General features: G+C 74.0%; 18 protein-coding genes and 1 tRNA gene. 8 read left to right on the top strand and 11 right to left on the bottom strand.

All coding sequences use genetic code 11. From position 1 onward, the window contains the following. Nucleotides 1–13 precede the first annotated feature (13 nt). Nucleotides 14–226, bottom strand: a complete 213-nt coding sequence (gene rpmE / locus HGA03_RS15410) for a 50S ribosomal protein L31 (RefSeq protein WP_168631178.1) — start codon at nucleotides 224–226, stop codon at nucleotides 14–16. 149 nt (nucleotides 227–375) lie between these two features. Between rpmE and HGA03_RS15405 the strand changes: the two genes are divergently transcribed. Further along, on the top strand, nucleotides 376–1,116 hold the full coding sequence (locus tag HGA03_RS15405) for a hypothetical protein (RefSeq protein ID WP_168631177.1): 741 nt from the start codon (nucleotides 376–378) through the stop codon (nucleotides 1,114–1,116). Between the two features lie 25 nt (nucleotides 1,117–1,141). Beyond that, on the top strand, nucleotides 1,142–2,260 hold the full coding sequence (locus HGA03_RS15400) for a glycosyltransferase family 4 protein (RefSeq protein WP_168631176.1): 1,119 nt from the start codon (nucleotides 1,142–1,144) through the stop codon (nucleotides 2,258–2,260). A gap of 110 nt (nucleotides 2,261–2,370) precedes the next feature. On the opposite strand, the gene rho is transcribed toward HGA03_RS15400, so the two are convergent. The 9 genes from rho to HGA03_RS15350 form a co-directional block, all read right to left on the bottom strand. Further along, entirely contained in the window at nucleotides 2,371–4,374 is a 2,004-nt protein-coding gene (gene rho / locus HGA03_RS15395) for a transcription termination factor Rho (protein WP_247602198.1), read from the bottom strand. Nucleotides 4,375–4,685: 311 nt separating this feature from the next. Further along, nucleotides 4,686–5,639: a homoserine kinase gene (gene thrB, locus HGA03_RS15390; protein WP_168631174.1), complete on the bottom strand. Its 954-nt coding sequence runs from the start codon at nucleotides 5,637–5,639 to the stop codon at nucleotides 4,686–4,688. A gap of 8 nt (nucleotides 5,640–5,647) precedes the next feature. Further along, nucleotides 5,648–6,739, bottom strand: coding sequence for a threonine synthase (gene thrC, locus HGA03_RS15385; protein ID WP_168631173.1), 1,092 nt, complete (start codon nucleotides 6,737–6,739; stop codon nucleotides 5,648–5,650). Further along, a complete protein-coding gene (locus HGA03_RS15380; protein ID WP_168631172.1) occupies nucleotides 6,739–8,073 on the bottom strand; it encodes a homoserine dehydrogenase in 1,335 nt (444 codons plus the stop codon). The genes thrC and HGA03_RS15380 overlap by 1 nt, the downstream gene beginning before the upstream one ends. Nucleotides 8,074–8,212: 139 nt before the next feature. Continuing rightward, entirely contained in the window at nucleotides 8,213–8,566 is a 354-nt protein-coding gene (locus HGA03_RS15375; protein ID WP_168631171.1) for a HepT-like ribonuclease domain-containing protein, read from the bottom strand. Continuing rightward, the gene (locus tag HGA03_RS18510; protein WP_203767615.1) at nucleotides 8,563–9,237 is read right to left on the bottom strand and encodes a nucleotidyltransferase family protein; all 675 of its coding nucleotides are present in this window, start codon (nucleotides 9,235–9,237) and stop codon (nucleotides 8,563–8,565) included. The genes HGA03_RS15375 and HGA03_RS18510 overlap by 4 nt, the downstream gene beginning before the upstream one ends. Before the next feature lie 27 nt (nucleotides 9,238–9,264). After that, nucleotides 9,265–10,599, bottom strand: coding sequence for a diaminopimelate decarboxylase (lysA, locus tag HGA03_RS15360; protein WP_203767618.1), 1,335 nt, complete (start codon nucleotides 10,597–10,599; stop codon nucleotides 9,265–9,267). Beyond that, nucleotides 10,596–12,278 carry an arginine--tRNA ligase gene (argS, locus tag HGA03_RS15355; RefSeq protein ID WP_168631169.1) on the bottom strand — a complete coding sequence of 561 codons (1,683 nt, stop codon included), beginning with the start codon at nucleotides 12,276–12,278 and terminating at the stop codon, nucleotides 10,596–10,598. The genes lysA and argS overlap by 4 nt, the downstream gene beginning before the upstream one ends. A 21-nt stretch (nucleotides 12,279–12,299) precedes the next feature. Continuing rightward, nucleotides 12,300–13,574, bottom strand: coding sequence for a CynX/NimT family MFS transporter (locus tag HGA03_RS15350; protein WP_168631168.1), 1,275 nt, complete (start codon nucleotides 13,572–13,574; stop codon nucleotides 12,300–12,302). Between the two features lie 111 nt (nucleotides 13,575–13,685). Here HGA03_RS15350 and HGA03_RS15345 point away from each other — a divergent pair, with 111 nt between their 5' ends. The 3 genes from HGA03_RS15345 to HGA03_RS15335 all read left to right on the top strand — a co-directional run bounded on the left by HGA03_RS15345 (nucleotide 13,686) and on the right by HGA03_RS15335 (nucleotide 15,236). Then, the gene (locus HGA03_RS15345; protein ID WP_168631167.1) at nucleotides 13,686–14,339 is read left to right on the top strand and encodes a FadR/GntR family transcriptional regulator; all 654 of its coding nucleotides are present in this window, start codon (nucleotides 13,686–13,688) and stop codon (nucleotides 14,337–14,339) included. A 62-nt stretch (nucleotides 14,340–14,401) separates the two neighbouring features. Then, a tRNA-Arg gene (locus tag HGA03_RS15340) sits at nucleotides 14,402–14,474 on the top strand. 90 nt (nucleotides 14,475–14,564) lie between these two features. Further along, entirely contained in the window at nucleotides 14,565–15,236 is a 672-nt protein-coding gene (locus HGA03_RS15335; RefSeq protein WP_168631166.1) for a haloacid dehalogenase type II, read from the top strand. A gap of 10 nt (nucleotides 15,237–15,246) precedes the next feature. Here HGA03_RS15335 and HGA03_RS15330 read toward each other — a convergent pair whose 3' ends face one another. Further along, nucleotides 15,247–16,104: an AraC family transcriptional regulator gene (locus tag HGA03_RS15330; RefSeq protein ID WP_203767621.1), complete on the bottom strand. Its 858-nt coding sequence runs from the start codon at nucleotides 16,102–16,104 to the stop codon at nucleotides 15,247–15,249. Nucleotides 16,105–16,280: 176 nt separating this feature from the next. Between HGA03_RS15330 and HGA03_RS15325 the strand changes: the two genes are divergently transcribed. The 3 genes from HGA03_RS15325 to HGA03_RS15315 all read left to right on the top strand — a co-directional run bounded on the left by HGA03_RS15325 (nucleotide 16,281) and on the right by HGA03_RS15315 (nucleotide 20,396). Continuing rightward, entirely contained in the window at nucleotides 16,281–17,336 is a 1,056-nt protein-coding gene (locus HGA03_RS15325; RefSeq protein WP_168631165.1) for a zinc-dependent alcohol dehydrogenase, read from the top strand. A gap of 73 nt (nucleotides 17,337–17,409) precedes the next feature. Then, entirely contained in the window at nucleotides 17,410–18,015 is a 606-nt protein-coding gene (locus tag HGA03_RS15320; protein ID WP_168631164.1) for a hypothetical protein, read from the top strand. 23 nt (nucleotides 18,016–18,038) lie between these two features. Further along, entirely contained in the window at nucleotides 18,039–20,396 is a 2,358-nt protein-coding gene (locus HGA03_RS15315) for an HAD-IC family P-type ATPase (protein WP_239073691.1), read from the top strand. Nucleotides 20,397–20,426: the final 30 nt, after the last annotated feature.

Below are 20,426 nucleotides of genomic sequence, written 5' to 3'. Positions count from 1 at the left end.
GGCGCCAGGGTCGTCAGTTGCCGCGCTTGCCGTAGCGCGCCTCGAACCGGGCCACGCGGCCACCGGTGTCCAGGATCTTCTGCTTGCCCGTGTAGAACGGGTGGCAGGCGCTGCAGACGTCGGCGCGGATCTCGCCGGAGGTCTCGGTGGACCGGGTGGTGAAGGTGTTCCCACAGGTGCAGGTCACCGTGGTCACCACGTACTCGGGGTGGATACCAGACTTCATGGGGTGCTCTCCTAGTCAGAGTGTCTCCGGGTCGTGCGCGGGGGTGCGCACGTGAACCGCAGACCGACGGAACATTGTGCCAGAACAGGCTGGGTGGACGAAATCTTCCCGCCGGGCGCGATCGGTTCCGCCGTCCTAGCGTCGAGGTCATGAGCCGCCCGCGCGTCCTGCCCGTCCTCGCCCTCGCCGTCCTCGCCCTGCTCAGCTCCTGCTCCGGCGGCGGCGACACTCCCCTGCCGACCGCGACCGTCACCGCACCGGCGGCCACCGTCACCGCCGAACCGACCGCCGCCCCCACCTCGGCCGGCTGCGTCCCCGCCGGCGACGGGGTACCGGGCGGCGCCCAGTCGATCACCACCCTGGACCTGGACGGCGACGGCGGCGACGACCAGCTGTGGATCGCCGACGACGGCGCCGACCGCACGCTCGGGGTGACCACCGCCTCCGGCGCGACCTTCACCCATCCGATCGACCTGGCCGGACCCGCCGGGGCCACCGCCTTCGCCCTGCGCCCCGCCCCCGGCGACCCCGGGCTGGTGCTGCTGTCGGACAACCGGGTGGCCGACCTGCTGATGGTGCAGGGCTGCGCGCTGGTGGCGGTCACCGACGCCGAGGGCCGCCCGTGGCAGTTCGACCTCGGCTTCGCCGGGAACGGCACCGGCGTGGGCTGCGTGGACCTGACCGGCGACGGGCAGCCCGACCTGGCCGGGCTGAACGCCGACCCGGACACCGGCACCGTCGAGCGCACCCAGATCACGCTGACCGGCACCGTCGCCGCCGCCGGGACCCGGGACCAGGTCACCCCCGGCGCCCAGGACGACACCGCGCACGCGATCACCTGCGGCGACCGCACGATGGACGCCGACGGGGTGCGCGAGGCACAGGGCTGAGCCGGAACGCCCCTACGATGGCGCCATGCTGCGGATCGGCCTGGCCATCGACGACGGGCTCGACCGGCCGGACGGCGTGCAGCAGATCATCCTCACCCTCGGTCGCCGCCTGACCGCGCTCGGCCACGAGGTGCACTACCTGACCTCGGCCACCGAGCGCACCGACCTGCCGCACCTGCACGTGCTGTCCCGCACGGTGAGCGTGAAGTTCAACGGCAACCGCCTGGGCACCCCGCTGCCGCTGCGACGCTCGGCCGCCCGGGCGCTGCTGACCCGGCTCGACCTGGACGTGCTGCACGTCGCGATGCCCTACAGCCCGTTCCTGGCCGGGCAGCTGGTGTCGGCCGCCGGGCCGCGGACCGCGGTGACCGGGTCGTTCATGATCTACCCGCAGGACGCGCTCACCCGGTGGGGCATCCGGGCCCTCGGCACGCTGGAACGGCGGCGGCTGCGGCGGTTCGACGCGCTGTCCGCACTCTCCGAGGCCGCGCAGGAGTCCGCCGAGGGCGCCTACCACCGCCCCGTGCCGGTGATCGGCGCCCCGGTCGAGTTGCCCGCACCGGTCTCCGCGACCCACGACGGCCCGCCCCGGATCGTGTTCCTCGGCCGGCTGGTCGAGCGCAAGGGGCCCCGGGAGCTGATCGCCGCCGCCGGGGCCCTGCACCGCGCCGACCCGGATCGCCGCTGGACGCTCACCCTGGCCGGTCGCGGTCCGCTGCTGGACGAGCTGCGGTCCGCCGCCGACCGGGAGGGACTCGGCGAGCGGGTGGACTTCCCCGGCTTCGTCGCCGAGGAGGACAAGACCGCCCTGCTGGCCGGCGCCGACCTGGTGGTGCTGCCCTCCCTGGGCGGCGAGAGCTTCGGCATCTCCGTGGTGGAGGCCCAGGCGGTCGCCACCGGCGTGGTGCTGGCCGGGGACAACCCGGGCTACCGCACCACGATGGCCGGGCTGGAGGCGCAGCTGGTCGACCCCCGGGACACCGCCGGCTTCGCCCGGCTGCTCGCCCGCTGGCTGGACGACCCGGACGGCCGGGCCGCCGTGGTGCCCGCCCAGCGCCGGGCCGCACAACGGTTCGAGGCCGGGGCGATCACCGAGCAGACCCTGGCCTGGTACGACCGGGCCCTGGCGCGGCGGCGCGGCTGACCCTGGCCTGGTACGACCGGGCCCTGGCGCGGCGGCGCGGCTGACCCACCCGGGACGACGAACGGCGGCGACCCCCGCAGGGATCGCCGCCGTCCGGCCGGGCCGAGGGCTCAGTCGTCGGACTTGCCGCCCGCACCCGGGGTGGTCTTCTGCACCTGGAGCAGGAACTCCACGTTGGACTTGGTCTCCCGCAGCTTGCCCAGCAGCAGCTCGATCGCCTGCTGCTGGTCCAGGGCGCCCATCACGCGGCGCAGCTTCCAGACGATCTTGAGCTCGTCCGGGGAGATCAGGATCTCCTCGCGGCGGGTACCGGAGGCGTTGACGTCCACCGCCGGGAAGATCCGCTTGTCCGCCAGCGAGCGGGACAGGCGCAGCTCCATGTTCCCGGTGCCCTTGAACTCCTCGAAGATGACCTCGTCCATCTTGGAACCGGTCTCCACCAGGGCGGAGGCCAGGATGGTCAGCGAGCCACCGTTCTCGATGTTGCGGGCCGCACCGAAGAACCGCTTCGGCGGGTAGAGCGCCGAGGCGTCCACACCACCGGACAGGATCCGCCCGGAGGCCGGGGCCGCCAGGTTGTACGCCCGGGACAGCCGGGTCAGCGAGTCGAGCAGCACCACGACGTCCTGGCCCAGCTCGACCAGGCGCTTGGCCCGCTCGATCGCCAGCTCGGCGACCATGGTGTGGTCCGAGGCCGGGCGGTCGAAGGTGGAGGCGATGACCTCACCCTTCACCGTCCGCTCCATGTCGGTGACCTCCTCGGGGCGCTCGTCGACGAGCACGACCATGAGGTGGACCTCGGGGTTGTTCGCGGTGATCGCGTTGGCGATCTGCTGCATGATGATCGTCTTACCGGCCTTGGGCGGCGCGACGATCAGACCGCGCTGGCCCTTGCCGATCGGGGCGACGATGTCGATCACCCGCGGGGTGATGTGGCTGGCGTCGTGCTCCAGCCGCAACCGGTCCTGCGGGTACAGCGGGGTCAGCTTGCTGAAGTCCGGGCGCTGCCGGGCCTGCTCGGGGGACATCCCGTTGACGGTGTCCAGCCGGACCAGGGCGTTCGCCTTGTTCGGCCGGTTGCCCTGCTGCTGCGGGGGCTGCTCGCCCTCCCGCGGCGCCCGGACCGCACCGGTGATCGCGTCACCGCGGCGCAGACCGGCCTTGCGGACCTGGCCGAGCGGCAGGTACACGTCCCCGGCACCCGGCAGGTAGCCGCTGGTGCGGACGAAGGCGTAGCTGTCCAGCACGTCCAGGATGCCGGCGACCGGCACCAGCACGTCGTCCTCGGAGATCTCGATCTCCTCGTAGGGCGCGTCCTGGCCGCCGCCACCGCCGCGGCGGTTGCGCTTGTTGCGGTCCCGGTCGCGGTAGCGGTCCCGCGAGCGGCGACGGCGACCGCCGCGCTCGTCGTCGTCGTCCCGGCCGCCCTGCTGGTTGCCCTGACCGTTCTGGTTCTGGCCACCCTGGTTCTGGTTGCCCTGGTTGCCGCCCTGGCGCTGGTCGCGCTGGCGCTGGCCCCGCTGCTCGCCGTCCTGGCCGCCGCGGTCCTGGCGCTCACGGCGCTCGCCGCCGGTCGGGCCCTCGGGCAGGGTCACGTCGATCACCGGGGCACCGGCGTTGCGGCCGGCCCGCCGGGAGCGGCGCTCACCGGAGTCGTTGCCGTTCTGGGCGTGGCCGCCCTGCTGGCGGTCCAGTGCGGCCTCCAGGCCGGCCAGCGCGTCCTGCTTGCTGCCGCCCTGGGCACCCGCGTCCCGGGTGCCGGCGTCCTGGGTCGCGCCCTGGTTGCCGGAGCCCTGGTTGCCGGAGCCCTGGTTGCCGGAACCCTGGGCGCCGGCGTCCTTGCGGTCGGAGTTCCTGGCGCCGGAGCCGGTGCGACCGGCGTCCTGCGTCGTGGCCGCGTCGGCCGTGGGGGCCTCGGCGGCCCGGGTGGCGCGGCGGCTGCGGGACGGGGCGCTGTCGCCCGCCGGCTGCTCCGCGGACTTCTTCTTGGTGCTCCGGGCCGGGGCACCGTCACCGCCGGAGCGGGACTGGATGGCCTCGACCAGGTCGCTCTTGCGCATCCGGGACGTGCCCTTGACGCCGAGCTCGGCGGCCAGCGCCTGCAGCTCGGGCATGCGGAGAGCGGAGATGGAGCCGCCCGAGCGTGTGCTCGGCGCGGACTCGATGGTGTCTGTCACGAAGGACCCTTCCCCCTCGTCGGGGACCGTCGCCCACCCACGGGGCACGGTCGGCGTCCGCCTCGCTCCGGGCGGATCGCAACGGAGGCCGCACAACTCACGTCTGTCGGACATGGCATGTGGGGCTGGATGTTCCCGGCCGTAGCACGTGGTGTCCCACCCCTCCTGCGGCAGCAGATGCCGGGAGACTCATGCGGTGGGGTCCGTCGGACGATGTCCGGGGAACGGCGCCAGCATAGCACCGGCACTCAGGGCAGTCGACGCCAGAGCGCTCCGTCCTCGCTCAGCCCCAACCGCTGGATCCGCCAGCCGCCCATCGCGCCGCCGAAGACCGCGTCCAGCGCCCGGTCCGCGTCGGTCTCCCGGTGGTCCATCGGGCGGTCGTCCCCGTCGGCGGTCCGGCCGAAGGCCAGCACGGTCGGTCCGGCACCGGAGACCACCGCCGGGACCCCGTGCGCACGCAGGGCGTCCACCAGGGCCAGCGACTCCGGCATCACCGACCGGCGCTGCTCCTGGTGCAACCGGTCGCCGGTGGCGTCGAACAGCAGATCCGGCCGGTGGCCGAGCGCCTCGACCAGCAGGGCCGCCCGCCCCGCCTGCCAGGCCGCATCGGCGTGCGACACCTGCTCCGGCAACACCCCGCGGGCGTGCCGGGTGGACAGCCGGGTCCGCGGGACCACGGCGATCGGCAGCACCGTCGGGTGCACCGGGATCCGCACCGCCCGCACGTCCGGTCCCTCGCACCAGGCCAGGGTGGCGCCGCCGAGCAGTGCCGGTGCGGCATTGTCCGGGTGACCCTCCAGGTCGGTGGCCAGCCGGAGCACCACGTCGTCGCCCAGCGACTCCGGCTCGGCGACCAGCGCCCGGGCCGCCAGCAGCCCGGCCACCACCGCCGCGGCGGAGGAGCCCAGCCCGCGGCCGTGCGGGATCCGGTTCCGGCACACCAGGTGCACCCCGGTCTGCGGCGCGCCGACATGGTCCAGCGCGTGCCGCATCGCCCGCACCACCAGGTGGTCCTCGCCGGAGGGCAGCTCGTCGGCGCCCTCCCCCACGACGTCCACCCGCACATCCGCGACGCCCAGCGCCCGGACCTCCACGTCGTCGTAGAGCCCCAGCGCCAGCCCCGCGGTGTCGAAGCCCGGCCCGAGGTTCGCGCTCGTGGCGGGCACCCGCACCCGGGCCCGATCCGCTCCCAGTCGCACGGCGTGCCTCAGCCGAGATCCAGGGCGGCGGCGATCTCCATCACGTCCGGGCGGACCCGCACGGTCTCGACCTCGCCACCGTCGGCGGTGCGCAGCGCCCACTGCGGGTCCTTGAGCCCGTGCCCGGTGACCGTGATGACGATCCGCGCCCCGGCCGGCACCCGGCCCTGCTCCGCGGCGGCCAGCACCCCGGCGACCCCGGCGGCGGAGGCCGGCTCGACGAACACCCCCACCTGCGAGGACAGGATCCGGTGCGCGTGCAGGATCTGCTCGTCGGTGACCGCCTCGATCACCCCGCCGGAGACGTCCCGTGCCTGCTCGGCCTGCGACCAGGACGCCGGGTTGCCGATCCGGATCGCGGTGGCGATGGTCTCCGGCTCGGTGATCGGGTGACCGGCCACGATCGGCGCGGCACCCGCCGCCTGGAAGCCCCACATCTGCGGGGTGCGGGTCGCCACCGCCGGCAGCGCTGCACCGGCGTCCAGACCCGCGTACTCGCGGTAGCCCTTCCAGTAGGCGGTGATGTTCCCGGCATTGCCCACCGGCAGCGCGTGGATGTCCGGCGCGTCGCCCAGCGCGTCCACCACCTCGAACGCGCCGGTCTTCTGACCCTCGATCCGGTCCGGGTTCACCGAGTTCACCAGCTCCACCGGGTAGGACTCGGCGAGCTTGCGGGCCGCGATCAGGCAGTCGTCGAAGTTGCCGTCCACCTGCAGCAGCCGGGCGCCGTGCGCGACCGCCTGGCTCAGCTTGCCCATCGCGATCTTGCCGTCCGGCACCAGCACCGCGCACAGCATCCCGGCGTGGGTGGCGTAGGCGGCCGCGGAGGCGGAGGTGTTGCCGGTGGACGCACAGACCACGGCCTTCGCTCCCCGGCCGGCGGCGGCCGAGATCGCGGTGGTCATCCCCCGGTCCTTGAACGAGCCGGTCGGGTTCATCCCCTCGACCTTGACCCACACCTCGGCGCCGGTCAGCGCCGACAGCGCCGGGGCGGCGACCAGCGGGGTGCCGCCCTCACCGAGGGTGATCACCCGCTCGTGGACGTGTGCGGGCAGCCGGTCGGCGTACTCCGCGATCACACCGCGCCACTGCTGTGCCATCAGACTCCCTCAACCCTCAGGACGGACACGACCTCACGGACGGAGTCGTGCTCGGCGATCGCGGCCACCGTGGCGGACAGTGCCGCCTCGGTCGCCTCGTGCGTGGTGATCACCAGCCGGGCGACCGCCTCGGCCGGCTGCACCGACTGGCGGACCGCCTCGATCGACACCCCGTGCTCGGCCAGGACGGTGGCGACCTGGGCCAGCACCCCCGGCCGGTCGGTGACGTCGAGCCGGATCTGGTACCGGGTGCGGGCGGCCCGGGCGGGCAGCACCGGCAGCGCGGCGTAGAACGACTCGGCCGGGCCGCGGCCACCGTGCACCCGGTGCCGGGCCGCCGAGACCAGGTCGCCCAGCACCGCCGACGCGGTGGGCGCGCCCCCGGCGCCACGGCCGTAGAACATCAGCTCCCCGGCGGCCTCCGCCTCGACGAAGACCGCGTTGAACGCACCCCGGACCCCGGCCAGCGGGTGATCCTGCGGCACGAGTGCGGGGTGCACCCGGACCTGCACCCCCTCCGGGCCGTCCTGGTCGGCCGGGCGGTGCTCGGCGATGGCGAGCAGCTTGACCACGTGACCGGTGCGGGCCGCCCAGGCAACGTCCTCGGCGGTGACCCCGGTGATGCCCTGCCGGTCGACGTCGGCCAGCGACACCCGGGTGTGGAAGGCCAGCGACGCCAGGATCGCCGCCTTCGCCGCCGCGTCGTAGCCCTCGACGTCCGCGGTCGGGTCCGCCTCGGCGTAGCCCAGCTCCTGCGCCTCGGCGACCGCCGCGTCCAGGTCCAGCCCGTCGGTCGCCATCCGGTCCAGCACGAAGTTGGTGGTGCCGTTGACGATGCCCAGCACCCGGCGCACCCGGTCCCCAGTCAGCGACTCGCGCACCGGCCGGACCAGCGGGATCGCCCCGGCGACCGCCGCCTCGAAGTAGATGTCCACCCCGGCGGCGTCCGCGGCGGCGTACAGCGTCGGACCGTCCTCGGCCAGCAGCGCCTTGTTCGCGGTCACCACCGACGCCCCGCCGCGCAGCGCCCGCAGCAGCAGGGTCCGGGCCGGCTCGATCCCGCCGACCACCTCGACCACGATGTCCGCCCGGTCCACCAGTACCTCGGCGTCGTCGGTCAGCAGTGCCGGGTCCACCACCGGGTCGCGCGGGGTCGCCAGGTTGCGCACCGCCACCCCGACCAGCTCCAGCGGCGCGCCGACCCGGGCCGCCAGGTCGGCGGTCTGCGTGGTCAGCAGGCGCACCACCTCGGTGCCGACCACCCCGCAGCCGAGCACGGCCACCCGCACCGGGGCGTTCTGGGGCGTGACGTCGGGCGTGCTCTGCGCAGTCACCGGGTCTCCGTTCGCATCGGGCCGAACCGTGACCGGGCGCGTCGCAGCGAATGCCGTCCGAGGGGTCCGCGCGCGGTCACGGCCCAGGATAGGGGCGTGGCAGGGGCCGGCCGGCGGGTATCCACTGCGTGGGCGGGCATCACGGGAGTTCGGGTTCCAGACCGGGGGCGTGCCGGTCGATCATGCGGCGGACGCCGGCGGTGAGCTCGATCAGTTCGCGATCCACCACGTCCCGGATTACTTGCTCCTCGATCTGGTCGTACACATGGGCGATCACGTTCCGGGTGGCCCTGATCTGCGGCCACCGCTCGCCGAACGCCTCGTCGAGCCAGTCCCGGGGAACGTTGGACAGCGCCTCGATCGCCGACGACAGCCGCATGCACACCGCATCGAAGACCACCGGCATGGCGAGGTCACCCACCGTGCGGTGCCGCTCCATGAGCGCGAGGTGGTCGAGGGCGACGCCGAGAGCGTCGATCGGGTCGCGGCTCACAGCGGCACCGCCTCCGGGAGTGCCTTGCGGGCGATTCTCGGCCACAGCGACCTCGCATTGGCCACGTCGACCGGGCGACGCAACGCCTCCTCGAGTTCGACCTGCAGACCGGCCATGTCGAACAGCCCGGTGTCCTCGGCGTAGTCCACCAGGAAGTCGATGTCCGAGTGCTCGTCGTCCTCGCCGCGGGCCACCGACCCGAACACCCGCACGTGGCTCGCCCCGTTCGCGGCCGCGATCCGGACGATCTCCTCGCGCTTGTCCCGCAGCACCCAGGTCAAGGTGCTCGACCCGTGGCCCGGCCGCGTCGGCGCTGCGTCGGCGGGCTGCGCCTCTGCCCCCGGGGCGGTTTCGCTCGCCGGCTGTGGCTCGTGCTGCGCCGGTCCCTCCGGGCTGCCGGCGCCATCCCCGCCGCCCGCCTCGGCCGGCATCGCCACCGCGTACTCCACCACCGGCGTCCGGGTCGCACGCAACAGCCGGGCCACCTCGGGCTGGCTGCGGCCGATCGCGGCGGCGATCCGGCGTTGACTCCAGCCGAAGTCGGCGGCCTGGCGCACGGCGCGGGTCAGCGCCCGGGATGCCTCCGCGCGGAGCCGGTCGGCGTACTCGTCGACGTCGTCCAGGTAGTGCAGCAGTGCCCGATCGACCGCGGTGAGTTCGTCCTCGCTCATGGTCGCACCTCCTGATAGGAGATGCTATCAGCCCAGGTCGAGGGCCAACAGGTCGTCCTCGGTCTCCCGGCGGACCAGCACCCGGGCCTCGCCGTCGCGCACGGCCACCACCGGCGGCCGGGGCAGGTGGTTGTAGTTGGAGGCCATCGAGCGTCCGTAGGCGCCGGTGGCGGCGACCGCGAGCAGGTCCCCGGCGGTGGTGTCGGCGGGCAGCTGCACCTCGTGCACGACGATGTCGCCGCTCTCGCAGTGCTTGCCGACCACCCGGGCCAGCACGGTCCGCTCGGCACCGGCCCGGTTCATCAGCGCGGCGGTGTAGTGCGCGCCGTACAGCGCGGGGCGGATGTTGTCGCTCATCCCGCCGTCCACCGACACGTAGGTGCGGACCCGGCCGTCGTCGAGCCGGACCGGCTTGACCGTGCCCACCCGGTACAGGGTGAGCGTGGTGGGGCCGACGATGGTGCGGCCGGGCTCGAAGGACAGCCGCGGGGCGGGCGTGCCCAGGTCGGCGCAGGCGCCGGTGACCGCGGCGGCGATGTCCTTGGCCATCCGCTCCGGGTCCAGCGGCACGTCGCCGGGCAGGTAGGCGATCCCGAAGCCGCCGCCCAGGTCGACCTCCGGCACCAGGACCCCGGTGCGGGCGGCCAGCTCGGCGCGCAGGGCCAGCACGGCCCGGGCGGAGACGGTGAAGCCCTCCGGGTCCAGGATCTGCGAGCCGATGTGCGAATGGATGCCGAGCAGCCGCAGCTCGGGCAGTTCCACCGCCCGCAGCAGCGCCGTCATCGCCGGGGAGTCCTCCCCCGCGATCGACAGGCCGAACTTCTGGTCCTCGTGCGCGGTGGAGATGTACTCGTGCCCACCGGCGTGCACCCCGGTGGTGACCCGGATCATCACCGGTGCCGGGTCGCCGCCGCGCTCGCGCACCAGGGCGGCGATCCGGTCCAGTTCGGGCAGCGAGTCGGCGATGATCCGGCCGACCCCGGCGTCCAGGGCGCGGCGGAGCTCGTCGTCGGACTTGTTGTTGCCGTGCAGGCCGATCGCAGGCCCGGGCACCCCGGCGCGCAGGGCGACCGCGAGTTCGCCGCCGGTGGCGGTGTCCACCCGCAGGCCCTCCTCGTGCGCCCACCGGGCGACCGCCACCGACAGGAACGCCTTGCCGGCGTAGTAGATGTCGACCTCGCCGAAGGCGGCCTCGAAGGCGGTGCGCAGCGTGCGGGCCCGGTCCCGGAAGTCCGCCTCGTCCAGCAGATAGGCCGGGGTGCCATACGTGGTGGCCAGCTCGCGCAGGTCGAGACCGGCCAGTCGCACCGCCCCGTCCTCGCCACGGACCGCGTGCGCGGGCCAGGGCAGGCCGAGGTTCACATCCGCTCCGGCGCGGAGACGCCGAGCAGGTCGAGGCCGTTGGCCAGCACCTGGCGGGTGGCGTCGTTCAGCCACAGCCGGGTGCGGTGGGCGTCGGAGACCTGCTCCTCGCCGAAGGGCACCACCCGGCGCTTCTGGTCGTACCACTTGTGGTAGCCACCGGCGACGGTCTCCAGGTAGCGGGCCACCCGGTGCGGCTCGCGCAGCTCGGCGGCCTGGGCGACCACCCGGGGGAACTCGGCGAGCAGCCCGAGCAGGGTCGACTCGGCCGGGTGGTCCAGCAGTGCGGCGTCGAAGCCGTCCTCCCGGCGCACCCCGGCCTCGGCGGCGTTCCGGGCCACGCTGACCGTGCGCGAGTGGGCGTACTGGACGTAGAACACCGGGTTCTCGTTGGTGGCGGTGGTGAGCAGGTCCAGGTCCAGGTCGATGCTGGAGTCCACCGACGACCGGGCCAGCGAGTACCGGGCGGCGTCCACCCCGACCGCCTCGACCAGATCGTCCAGGGTGACCACGGTGCCGGCCCGCTTGGACATCCGGACCGGCTCGCCGTCCTTGACCAGGTTGACCATCTGGCCGATCAGGATCTCCAGGTTGACCCCGGGCACGTCTCCGAAGGCGGCGCACGCGGCCATCATCCGGCCGATGTAGCCGTGGTGGTCGGCGCCGAGCATCATGATCGCCCGGTCGAAGCCGCGCTCGCGCTTGTCCAGGTAGTAGGCCAGGTCACCGGCGATGTAGGCGGCCTCGCCGTCGGACTTGATGATCACCCGGTCCTTGTCGTCGCCGAAGTCGGTGGTCCGCAGCCAGACCGCGCCGTCGGACTCGAAGATGTGGCCGAGCTCGCGCAGCCGGGCCACCGCCCGGTCCACCGCGCCCGACTCGTGCAGCGAGTCCTCGTGGAAGTACACGTCGAAGTCGACGCCGAAGTCGTGCAGCGCCTGCTTGATCTCGTCGAACATCAGGTCGACGCCCCGTGCGCGGAACACCTCCTGCGCCTGCTCGTCCGGCAGCTCACGGGGGTCGGTCTCCCCGGCGGCGACGGCGTCGGCGATCACCCGGTCCGCGATGTCCTGGATGTACTGGCCGCCGTAGCCGTCCTCCGGCGCCTCCAGCCCGCGGGCCCGGGCCAGCAGCGACCGGGCGAACCGGTCGATCTGGGCGCCGTGGTCGTTGAAGTAGTACTCGCGGGTCACGTCGGCCCCGGCGGCGGACAGAATCCGGGCCAGGCTGTCGCCGACCGCGGCCCAGCGTGCGCCGCCGATGTGGATCGGGCCGGTCGGGTTGGCCGAGACGAACTCCAGGTTCACCGACTGCCCGCGCTGGCTCTCGCCCCGGCCGTAGCCCGCCCCGGTGTCGACGATCGACCGGGCGAGCTCGCCGGCGGCCGCCGCGTCCAGGGTGATGTTGAGGAAGCCGGGGCCCGCGATGTCGACCTTCGCGATGCCGGGCACATCGGCCAGCCGCCGGGTCAGCTCCTCGGCGAAGGCGCGCGGATTGGTGCCGGCCTTCTTCGCCAGCTGCAGGGCGACGTTGGTCGCCCAGTCGCCGTGCTCGCGCTGGCGGGGCCGCTCCACGTGCACGGTGTCGGGCAGGTCGTCGGCGGCCAGGGCGAAGGTGCCGTCGGCCACCGCCGCGGTCAGGGCGGCATGCAGGGAGGCGGAAAGCTCAGCGGGAGTCACCGGAGCAGGATATCCGCCCGGTCAGGACTCCCGATGACCCCGCGGCAGCCACGAGTCCTCCAGGAACACCGGGCGGCAGGCGACCACCGCGCCGGTCATCAGGACCGCCAGGGTGCCGATCAGGAACAGCAGCGGCCAGGTCCAGTCCGCGGTGGCGTCGTACAGCACCCCGATCAGCAGCGGGCCGACCGCGGCGATCGCGTAGCCGATGCCCTGGGTGAAGCCGGACAGAGAGGCGGCACCGGCCGAGGTGCGGGTGCGCAGGTTGATCAGTGCCAGCAGCAGCGGGAACGCGCCCGGCCCGAGCCCGCCGACCAGCACCCACAGCCAGACCGGCCCGGACGGGTGCAGCAGCAGCCCGAGGTAGCTGAACAGCCAGCACGCGACGAAGAAGATCACCAGGCCGATCGGGTTGCGCATCCGCGAGGCGGCGATCGGGGCGATCAGCGCCGGCGGCAGGCCGAGGATCGCGTAGACGCTCAGCCAGGTGCCGGCCGAGTGCGGCGAGGTCCCGGAGTCGATCAGGATCTGCGGCAGCCAGGCGAACATCGCGTAGGACCCGAGCGAGTTCATCGCGAAGGTCACCGCCATCCCCCAGGCCAGCGGACTGCGGTACACCCGGCCGCCCGACCGGTGCCGGCTGGTCAGGGCCGGAGTGGTCGCCGGGCCACGGCGCAGCAGACCGGACAGTTCGGCCCGGGCCGCCGCCGACCGGATCACCACCACCAGCCAGGGCAGCGCGGCCAGGATCCCGACCACCGCCCAGATCGACAGCGCCGGCCGCCAGCCCACCCGGTCCGCCACCGGCACCACCACCGCGGCGGGCAGGGCGGTGCTCACGCTCAGCGTCACCGAGTAGGCCGCGGTCACCACGCCGACCCGGTCCGGGAAGTACCGCTTGACCAGCGGCGGCAGCAGCACGTTCCCCATGCCCATCCCGGCCAGGGCGACCACGGTCCAGACCAGGAACCCGGTGGACGAGTGCATGGTGGACCGGATGATCTCCCCGGCGGCGGACAACGCCATCGCCGCGATCAGCAGCGGTTCCAGCCCCACCCGGCGCGCCAGCACCGGCGTCAGCGCCCCGAACACCGCGAACGAGGCCACCGGGATCGTCCCCAGCAACCCGGCCTGGGTCGGCGACAGCGCGACATCCGCGCGCACCAGGTCCAGAATCGGCGACACCGAGGCCACCGCGATCCGCAGGTTCAGCGCGACCAGCAGCACCCCGGCCAGCACCACGAACCGGCCGCGCCACGGGCGCAGTTCGGGGGTGACATGGTCGGGCGCAGGCATGGGTACTCCAGGAATCATGGGAGGGTGGCGTCGGCGGCGGGCGGTGTGGCTGGCGGACGAAGCGGACCGTCGTGTTGAATCGCCGCACACCTGACCTGGGAGAGTACCCGCATGATGCGACGCACCGGTTTGATCGACTCGACGGTGGCCCAGCTCCGGGAGCGGATCTCCTCCGGCGAGTGGCCGGTGGGCACCCGGATCCCCGCCGAGCCGGCCCTGGTCGAACTGCTCGGAGTGGGCCGCAACACCGTGCGCGAGGCGGTGCAGTCGCTGGTGCACTCCGGCCTGGTCGAACGCCGCCAGGGATCGGGCACCTACGTGCTCAGCGCCTCCGAGCTGGCGGTGACGTTCTCCCGGCAGATCGCCGACGCCCGCCAGCGCGACGTGGTCGAGGTGCGGCGCTCGCTGGAGGTCGAGGCCGCCCGACTGGCCGCCCGCCGCCGCACCACCTCCGACGTCGCCTCGATCACCGCCCTGCGGGACGCCCGGGCCGAGGCCTACGCCGCCCACGCCCTGGACCGGATGGTGGCCGCCGACCTGGCGCTGCACCGCGCGATCGCCCGGGCCGCCCGCAACCCGGTGCTGCTGTCGCTGTACGAGAGCCTGATCGACGCCATCACCGAGAACATCCGGTTCAACTTCGCCCAGGTGCTGCAGGACGGGGACAACCACGACGGCCTGGTGGACGCCATCGTCCGCGGTGACGTGGCCGGTGCGGTGGAGGAGACCTCGGACTACCTGTCCGGCCTGCTCGGCGAGGACTGACGCAGCCACCCCCGAGGGGCTGGTAGTGTCATGCCTCGTTCCGATCGCGGTCGGGACGAGATGCCCTCGTAGCTCAGTGGATAGAGCGTCTGCCTCCGGAGCAGAAGGTCGTAGGTTCGAATCCTATCGAGGGCACATCCGAAGGCCCGGTTCCCCGGTGGGGGCCGGGCCCTCGTCGTGTCTGAGTGGTGGTGTGCGTCCGCCGCGCGGGTGGAGGCTGTCGCCATGAGCGGCACGGTGGTCCTGGACGTGAACGAGACCCTGTTGGACCTGGACGCGCTGCGGCCGTTCTTTGCCCGGCACCTGCACGACCCCGGGGTGCTGCGGCAGTGGTTCGCCGAGCAGATCCTGTACTCCGGCACCCTGACGCTCACCGGTGGCTACACCGACTTCGCGACGCTGGCGGTGGCCACGCTGCGGATGGTCGCGCAGACCCATGGCGTCACGCTGTCCGAACAGGCGGTGGACGAGTTCCGGAGCGCGCTGTCCAGGCTGCCCGCGCACGAGGATGTGGTCCCGGCGCTCAGCCTGCTGCGCGATGCCGGGCTGCGGGTGGTGGCGCTGACCAACTCGGCGGCACCGGCGGCGCGGGCGGGCCTGGCCACCGCCGGGATCCTGGACTTCTTCACCGACGTGGTGTCGGTGGACGCGGTGCGGCGGGCCAAGCCGGCGCCGGAGGTGTACGCCCATGCCGCCCGGCACCTGGGCGCCCGGCCGCGGGAGCTCCGCCTGGTGGCGTGCCACACCTGGGACGTGATCGGTGCACTGGCCTGCGGCTGGTCGGCGGCGCTGGTCGCCCGGCCCGGGAACGCGCCGCTGCCGCTCGGGGTGCAGCCGGACATCGTGGCACCCGATCTGGTCGAGGTGGCGCGGCAGATCGTGGCGGCAGACGGCTGATCCGCGACGGTCAGGACGGCGCGACTCCGTTCCCGGCCCGCGCGGTCCGCCGGTACTCCCGCGGCGTGGTGCCGGTCTCGGCCCGGAACTGGCGGTTGAAGTTGGACAGGTTGCCGAAGCCGGCCGCGAAGCAGACCTCCGCCACCGGCATCGTGGTCTCGGCCAGCAGGGCGCAGGCCCGGATCACCCGCAGCCGGCGGATCGTCTCGGCGAAGCCGCGCCCGGCCGCGCGCCGGAAGAACCGGGAGAAGGCCGGCGGGGTCATGCCGACCAGCGCGGCGACCTCCGGCAACCGGAGCTGCCCGGTCAGGTGCTCGGTGAGGTGGTCGAGCACCAGGTCGATCCGGTCCTGTGCCGCCGCGTCGCCAGCCGAACCCGGGCGCCCGGACAGGACCCGGCGGTCCGCCCCGGGAGCGTGGATCAGGTGGTCGAGCAGGTCGAGGAACGCGCGCAGCCGGGTGATTCCCGTGCTGTGGCCGACCGTCTCCAGTGCCTGCGCCGCGGCCATCGCGGTGGGGCCGCCGTATTCGATGCCGCGCGCCGCGTCGTCCAGCAGCCGGACCGCCGCCGACATCTCCGGGGCGACCCGGGCCAGGGCGCGCATCCGGTCGGGGTGCACCTGGAGCACCACGTCCCGGTCCTCGATCACCTCCCCGGGGCCGAGGTCGCTGATCCAGTTGTGCGGCAGGTGGGCGCCGACCAGCACCAGGTGCCCGGGCGCGAACCGTCCGACGTGGTCGCCGACGAACGCCAGTCCGGTGCCGGAGCGGATCAGGTGGATCTCGGCCTCGGGGTGGGTGTGCCAGCGGGCCAGCGGGTGCGGGTAGGAGTGGGTGTGCCACCGGATCGTGCTGTCCACGTCGGGCACGACGAGTTCGCGGGCCGGTGGGCGGTGGCCGGGTCGGAGCGGCGCGGAGGGCTGCACAATCCCGCATGATGCCGTACGCCTGGGGCAGTCGAGCGGGCCGACGGAGCAATTTCGTATCAGTCGACGGTGCGTGAGGCCGCTAGATCGGACGGCGGGCGGCACCGACGATGACGGGCATGACGACCATCCCCTCCCCCGCCGTCACCATGCGCCGCGCCCTGGCCGAACCGCGGGGCGCCGTGCGCCTGGAGAACCAGCCGGTGCCGGAGCCGGCCGCCGGCCAGGTCCAGGTCGCCGGCACGCTGGTCGGCATCTGCGGCTCCGACACCCACGCCCTGGCCGGGGCACACCCGTTCCTGACCGGCCCCTACGTCCCCGGGCACGAGGCGGTCGGCGTGGTGACCGCGCTGGGTCCGGGGGTGGACGGTCCGGCAGTGGGCACCCGGGTGCTGCTGAAGCCGAATGTCGCCTGCGGGTCCTGTGTGAACTGCGCCGCCGGGCGGACGAACGCCTGCGAGCGCCTGAGCTGGATCGGCTGCGACCCGTCCCGGCACTGGGCCGGGGCGATGGCGGACCGCTTCGTCGCACCCCGGGAGAACCTGTTCCCGGTGCCGGACGCGGTCGACGACCGGACCGCGGCGCTGGTGGAGTGCCTGGCCACCCCGGTGCACGCGGTGCGGATCGCGGGCGACCTGACCGGTGCCCGGGTGGTGGTGCTCGGCGCCGGGACGATCGGCGTGCTGACCGCGGTGGCCGCGCGGCGGGCCGGGGCTGCCACGGTGGTGATGACGGACAACGACCCGGGCAAGCTGGCCCGTGCGACCCGGATCGGCGCCGATGCGGCCGTGCCCGCCACCGCCGGTGACGCCGACGAGCGGGTGCGCGACGCGCTGGGCGGATCGGCCGACGCGGTGTTCGACTGCGTCGCCTCCGAGCGGTCGCTGCGGCAGGCGATCGGGCTGCTGCGCCGCGCCGGGTCGCTGCTGGTGGTCGGTGTGCCCGCCCGGGCGGCGAGCCTGCCGATGCCGGAGATCCAGGACTGGGAGCTGCGGATCCAGGGTTGTGCGGCCTACACCGAGGTCGATGTGGTTACTGCGCTGCGGATCGCCGGTGAGGGGCTGATCCCGGTCGAGGAACTGGTGTCGGCGGTGTACCCGCTGGACGGCGTGGCCGCCGCCTTCGCCGCTGCCGCGGAGGACTCCTCCGGCAAGGTGCTGGTCGCCCCGCACTGACGGCGCCGGTTGCGGGCATGCGGGTCCTCGATACGTTCGAGGGGAGCCGTCAGCCGATGGAGGGATCCCCGCCATGACCACGACCGCCCGCCGCACCGTCACCCTGTTCGCCGCGGGGGTGATCGCCGTCGCGGTGCCGGCCTGCACGGCGGACCCCGAGCCGACCGCCGCCGGCAGCACCCCGGCGCAGCAGGACACCCCGGACACTCCCGATACCCCGGACGCCCCGGACACCCCGGCCGGCGGTGGGAACGCCCTGCTCGACGGCAGCACCCTGGTGGACATCGGGACCTACGAGGGCACCTGGCTGGTGACCACCGTGGAGGGTGCGGTCACCACCATCGACGACCCGGCCGGCTCCGAGCTGCCCAGCACCTGGGTGATCGAACCTGCGGGCTCCACCGGGATGGTGCAGGTGCGGTCCAGCGCCACCACCGACGACCGGGAACAGTGCCTGGCCCTGCCCGGCGACGACGTGGTGAGTGTCGCCACCTGCGACGACACCGACCCCGCGCAGCAGTTCGAGGTCACCGCACTCGACCGGCCCGAGCAGGTGAACATCTCCAACGCCAACGGCTACCTGGTCTCCGACCCGGAGGGCGGCGTGGCGGTCGAACCCGACCCGGCCAGCCCGGCGAGCGTGTTCACCCTGACCGAGCGGGGCGCCGCCGCGGGCTGATCGGCGTTGTCTACCCTGGTCGCGTGCAGCCACTGACCAGCAGCGAAGTCGCCGACCGGGTCTCACGTGGCCAGGTGAACCAGGTCGAACGGGTGACCAGCCGCAGCGCCCGGGACATCGTGGTCGCGAACGTCTTCACCCGGGTCAACGCGATCTACTTCGTGCTGTTCTGCGTGGTGGCGTCCACCGGCGCCTGGTTCGACGGGCTGTTCGGCCTGCTGATCGTGGTGAACAGCGCGGTCGGCATGGTGCAGGAGATCCGGGCCAAGCGGACCCTGGACCGGCTGGCGATCCTGAACGCCAGCACGGTGACCGTGATCCGGGCGGACGGGCCGCTGGCGCTCGACCCGGCCGAGATCGTGCTGGACGACGTGGTCGAGGTCTCGGCGGGCGACCAGGTGCCGGTGGACGGCGACCTGCTCGCCACCACCGGGCTGGAGGTGGACGAGTCGCTGCTGACCGGCGAGTCCGAGGCGCTGGCGCCGGCGGTCGGGGCGCCGCTGCTGTCCGGCAGCGTGGTGGTCGCGGGCAGCGGCCGGCTGCGGGCCACCCGGGTCGGCGAGCAGGCCTATGCGGCGAAGCTGGCCCGGGAGGCGTCCGCGTACTCGGCGCCGTCCTCCGGGCTGCGGGCCGGGATCGACACCATCCTGCGCTACCTGACCTGGGTGCTGATCCCGGTCGGCGCGCTGATGATCTGGAACCAGCTCACCCAGACCGACCTGCCGCTGAGCGACGCCCTGCGCGGGATGGTGGCCGCCCTGGTGCCGATGGTGCCGGAGGGCCTGGTGCTGATGACCAGCGTCGCGATGGCGGTCGGCGTGATCCGGCTCGGCCGGCGGCAGTGCCTGGTGCAGGACCTGCCCGCGATGGAGGCGCTGGCCCGGGTGGACGTGGTCTGCTTCGACAAGACCGGGACGCTGACCGAGGACGGGATGCGGGTCCGCGAGCTGGTGCTGCTGGACGGCGACGACGACCTGGCCCGCACCGCCCTGGCGACGATCGGTGCGGGCGAGAGCCGGCCCAACGCCAGCATGCAGGCGATCCTGGAGGGCACCGCCGGAGCGGTCGCCGCCGAGGCCGAGGCCCGGGTGCCGTTCTCCTCCGCCCGCCGCTGGGCCGCCGCCCGCACCGCCGGCACCACCTGGCTGGTCGGCGCACCGGATGTGCTGCTGCCCGGTGACCCGGTGCTGGCCCGGGCGAGCGCGGAGTCCGGGCAGGGCCGCCGGGTGCTCGCGCTGGCCCGCACCGCCGCGCCGCTGGACGGTCACGCCCTGCCCGGCGGGATCGCACCGGTCGCCCTGGTGGTGCTGGACCAGCGGGTGCGGCCCGAGGCGGCGGACACGCTGCGGTTCTTCGAGGACCAGGGCGTCACGCTCAAGGTGATCTCCGGCGACGCACCGGTGGCGGTGGGCGCGGTGGCCGGCCAGGTCGGGCTGCCACACGCCGACGCCACGGTGGACGGCCGGGAGCTGCCCACCGACCCGGAGGAGCTGGGCCGGGTCGCCGAGGCGTCCAGCGTCTTCGGCCGGGTCCGCCCGGACCAGAAGCGCGAGCTCGTCCGGGCGCTGAGCTCCCGCGGCCGGACCGTGGCGATGACCGGCGACGGGGTGAACGACGTGCTCGCGATGAAGGAGGCCGACGTCGGGGTCGCGATGGGCAGCGGCAGCCCGGCGGCCCGGGCGGTCGCCCGGCTGGTGCTGCTGGACTCGTCCTTCGCCACCCTGCCGTACGTGGTCGCCGAGGGGCGCCGGGTGGTGGCGAACATCGAGCGGGTGGCCACGCTCTTCCTGTCCAAGACGGTGTACTCGGTGCTGCTGGCCCTGGTGGTCGCGCTGACCGCGCTGCCGTTCCCGCTGCTGCCCCGGCACATCACGCTGATCGCCTGGTTCACCATCGGCATCCCGGCGGCGGTGCTCGCGCTGGCACCGAACAAGGAGCCGGCCCGGGACGGGTTCGTCGGCCGGGTGCTGACCGCCGCGCTGCCGGGCGGCCTGGCGGTGGCGGTGGCCGCCTACGGGGCGTACGCGGTGGCGCGGTCGGTGATCGGCACCGGATCGGCGGACACCGTGCTGACCTCCACCGCGGCGTTCCTGGCGCTGGTGGTGGTGGCCTTCGACATCCTGATCGACGTGGCGCGGCCGCTGCGGCCGTGGAAGGTCGCGCTGCTGGCCGCCATGATCGGGGCGATGACGGCGGTGGTGGCGATCCCGCTCGGCCGGCGGCTGTTCCTGCTGGAGCCCGGCGACGGACGGGTGCTGCTGATCGCGGCCGGCGCGGCGGCGGTCGGGCTGGTGCTGCGCCGGGTGGCCCGGTGGGCGGTCCGGCGGTTCGTCGCGCGACGGGTGGCTCGCACGGACCGCCGGGTGGCGTCCGCGGCCTAGACTCGTCCGGACGACGGCGAGGGAGGCAGG

Source organism: Cellulomonas denverensis (assembly GCF_012396125.1).
Taxonomy (GTDB): Bacteria; Actinomycetota; Actinomycetes; order Actinomycetales; family Cellulomonadaceae; genus Cellulomonas; species Cellulomonas denverensis.
Note: the sequence above shows the minus strand (reverse complement) of the source record. Positions and strands in the feature narration are given on the sequence as shown.

Bases quoted from the DNA above. Each gene is read 5' to 3' on its own strand.
- rpmE (WP_168631178.1), bottom strand. From the start codon at position 226: ATGAAGTCTGGTATCCACCCCGAGTACGTGGTGACCACGGTGACCTGC.
- HGA03_RS15405 (WP_168631177.1), top strand. From the start codon at position 376: ATGAGCCGCCCGCGCGTCCTGCCCGTCCTCGCCCTCGCCGTCCTCGCC.
- HGA03_RS15400 (WP_168631176.1), top strand. From the start codon at position 1,142: ATGCTGCGGATCGGCCTGGCCATCGACGACGGGCTCGACCGGCCGGAC.
- rho (WP_247602198.1), bottom strand. From the start codon at position 4,374: ATGCCCGAGCTGCAGGCGCTGGCCGCCGAGCTCGGCGTCAAGGGCACG.
- thrC (WP_168631173.1), bottom strand. From the start codon at position 6,739: ATGGCACAGCAGTGGCGCGGTGTGATCGCGGAGTACGCCGACCGGCTG.
- HGA03_RS18510 (WP_203767615.1), bottom strand. From the start codon at position 9,237: ATGAGCGAGGACGAACTCACCGCGGTCGATCGGGCACTGCTGCACTAC.
- HGA03_RS15350 (WP_168631168.1), bottom strand. From the start codon at position 13,574: ATGCCTGCGCCCGACCATGTCACCCCCGAACTGCGCCCGTGGCGCGGC.
- HGA03_RS15345 (WP_168631167.1), top strand. From the start codon at position 13,686: ATGATGCGACGCACCGGTTTGATCGACTCGACGGTGGCCCAGCTCCGG.
- HGA03_RS15335 (WP_168631166.1), top strand. From the start codon at position 14,565: ATGAGCGGCACGGTGGTCCTGGACGTGAACGAGACCCTGTTGGACCTG.
- HGA03_RS15325 (WP_168631165.1), top strand. From the start codon at position 16,281: ATGACGACCATCCCCTCCCCCGCCGTCACCATGCGCCGCGCCCTGGCC.
- HGA03_RS15320 (WP_168631164.1), top strand. From the start codon at position 17,410: ATGACCACGACCGCCCGCCGCACCGTCACCCTGTTCGCCGCGGGGGTG.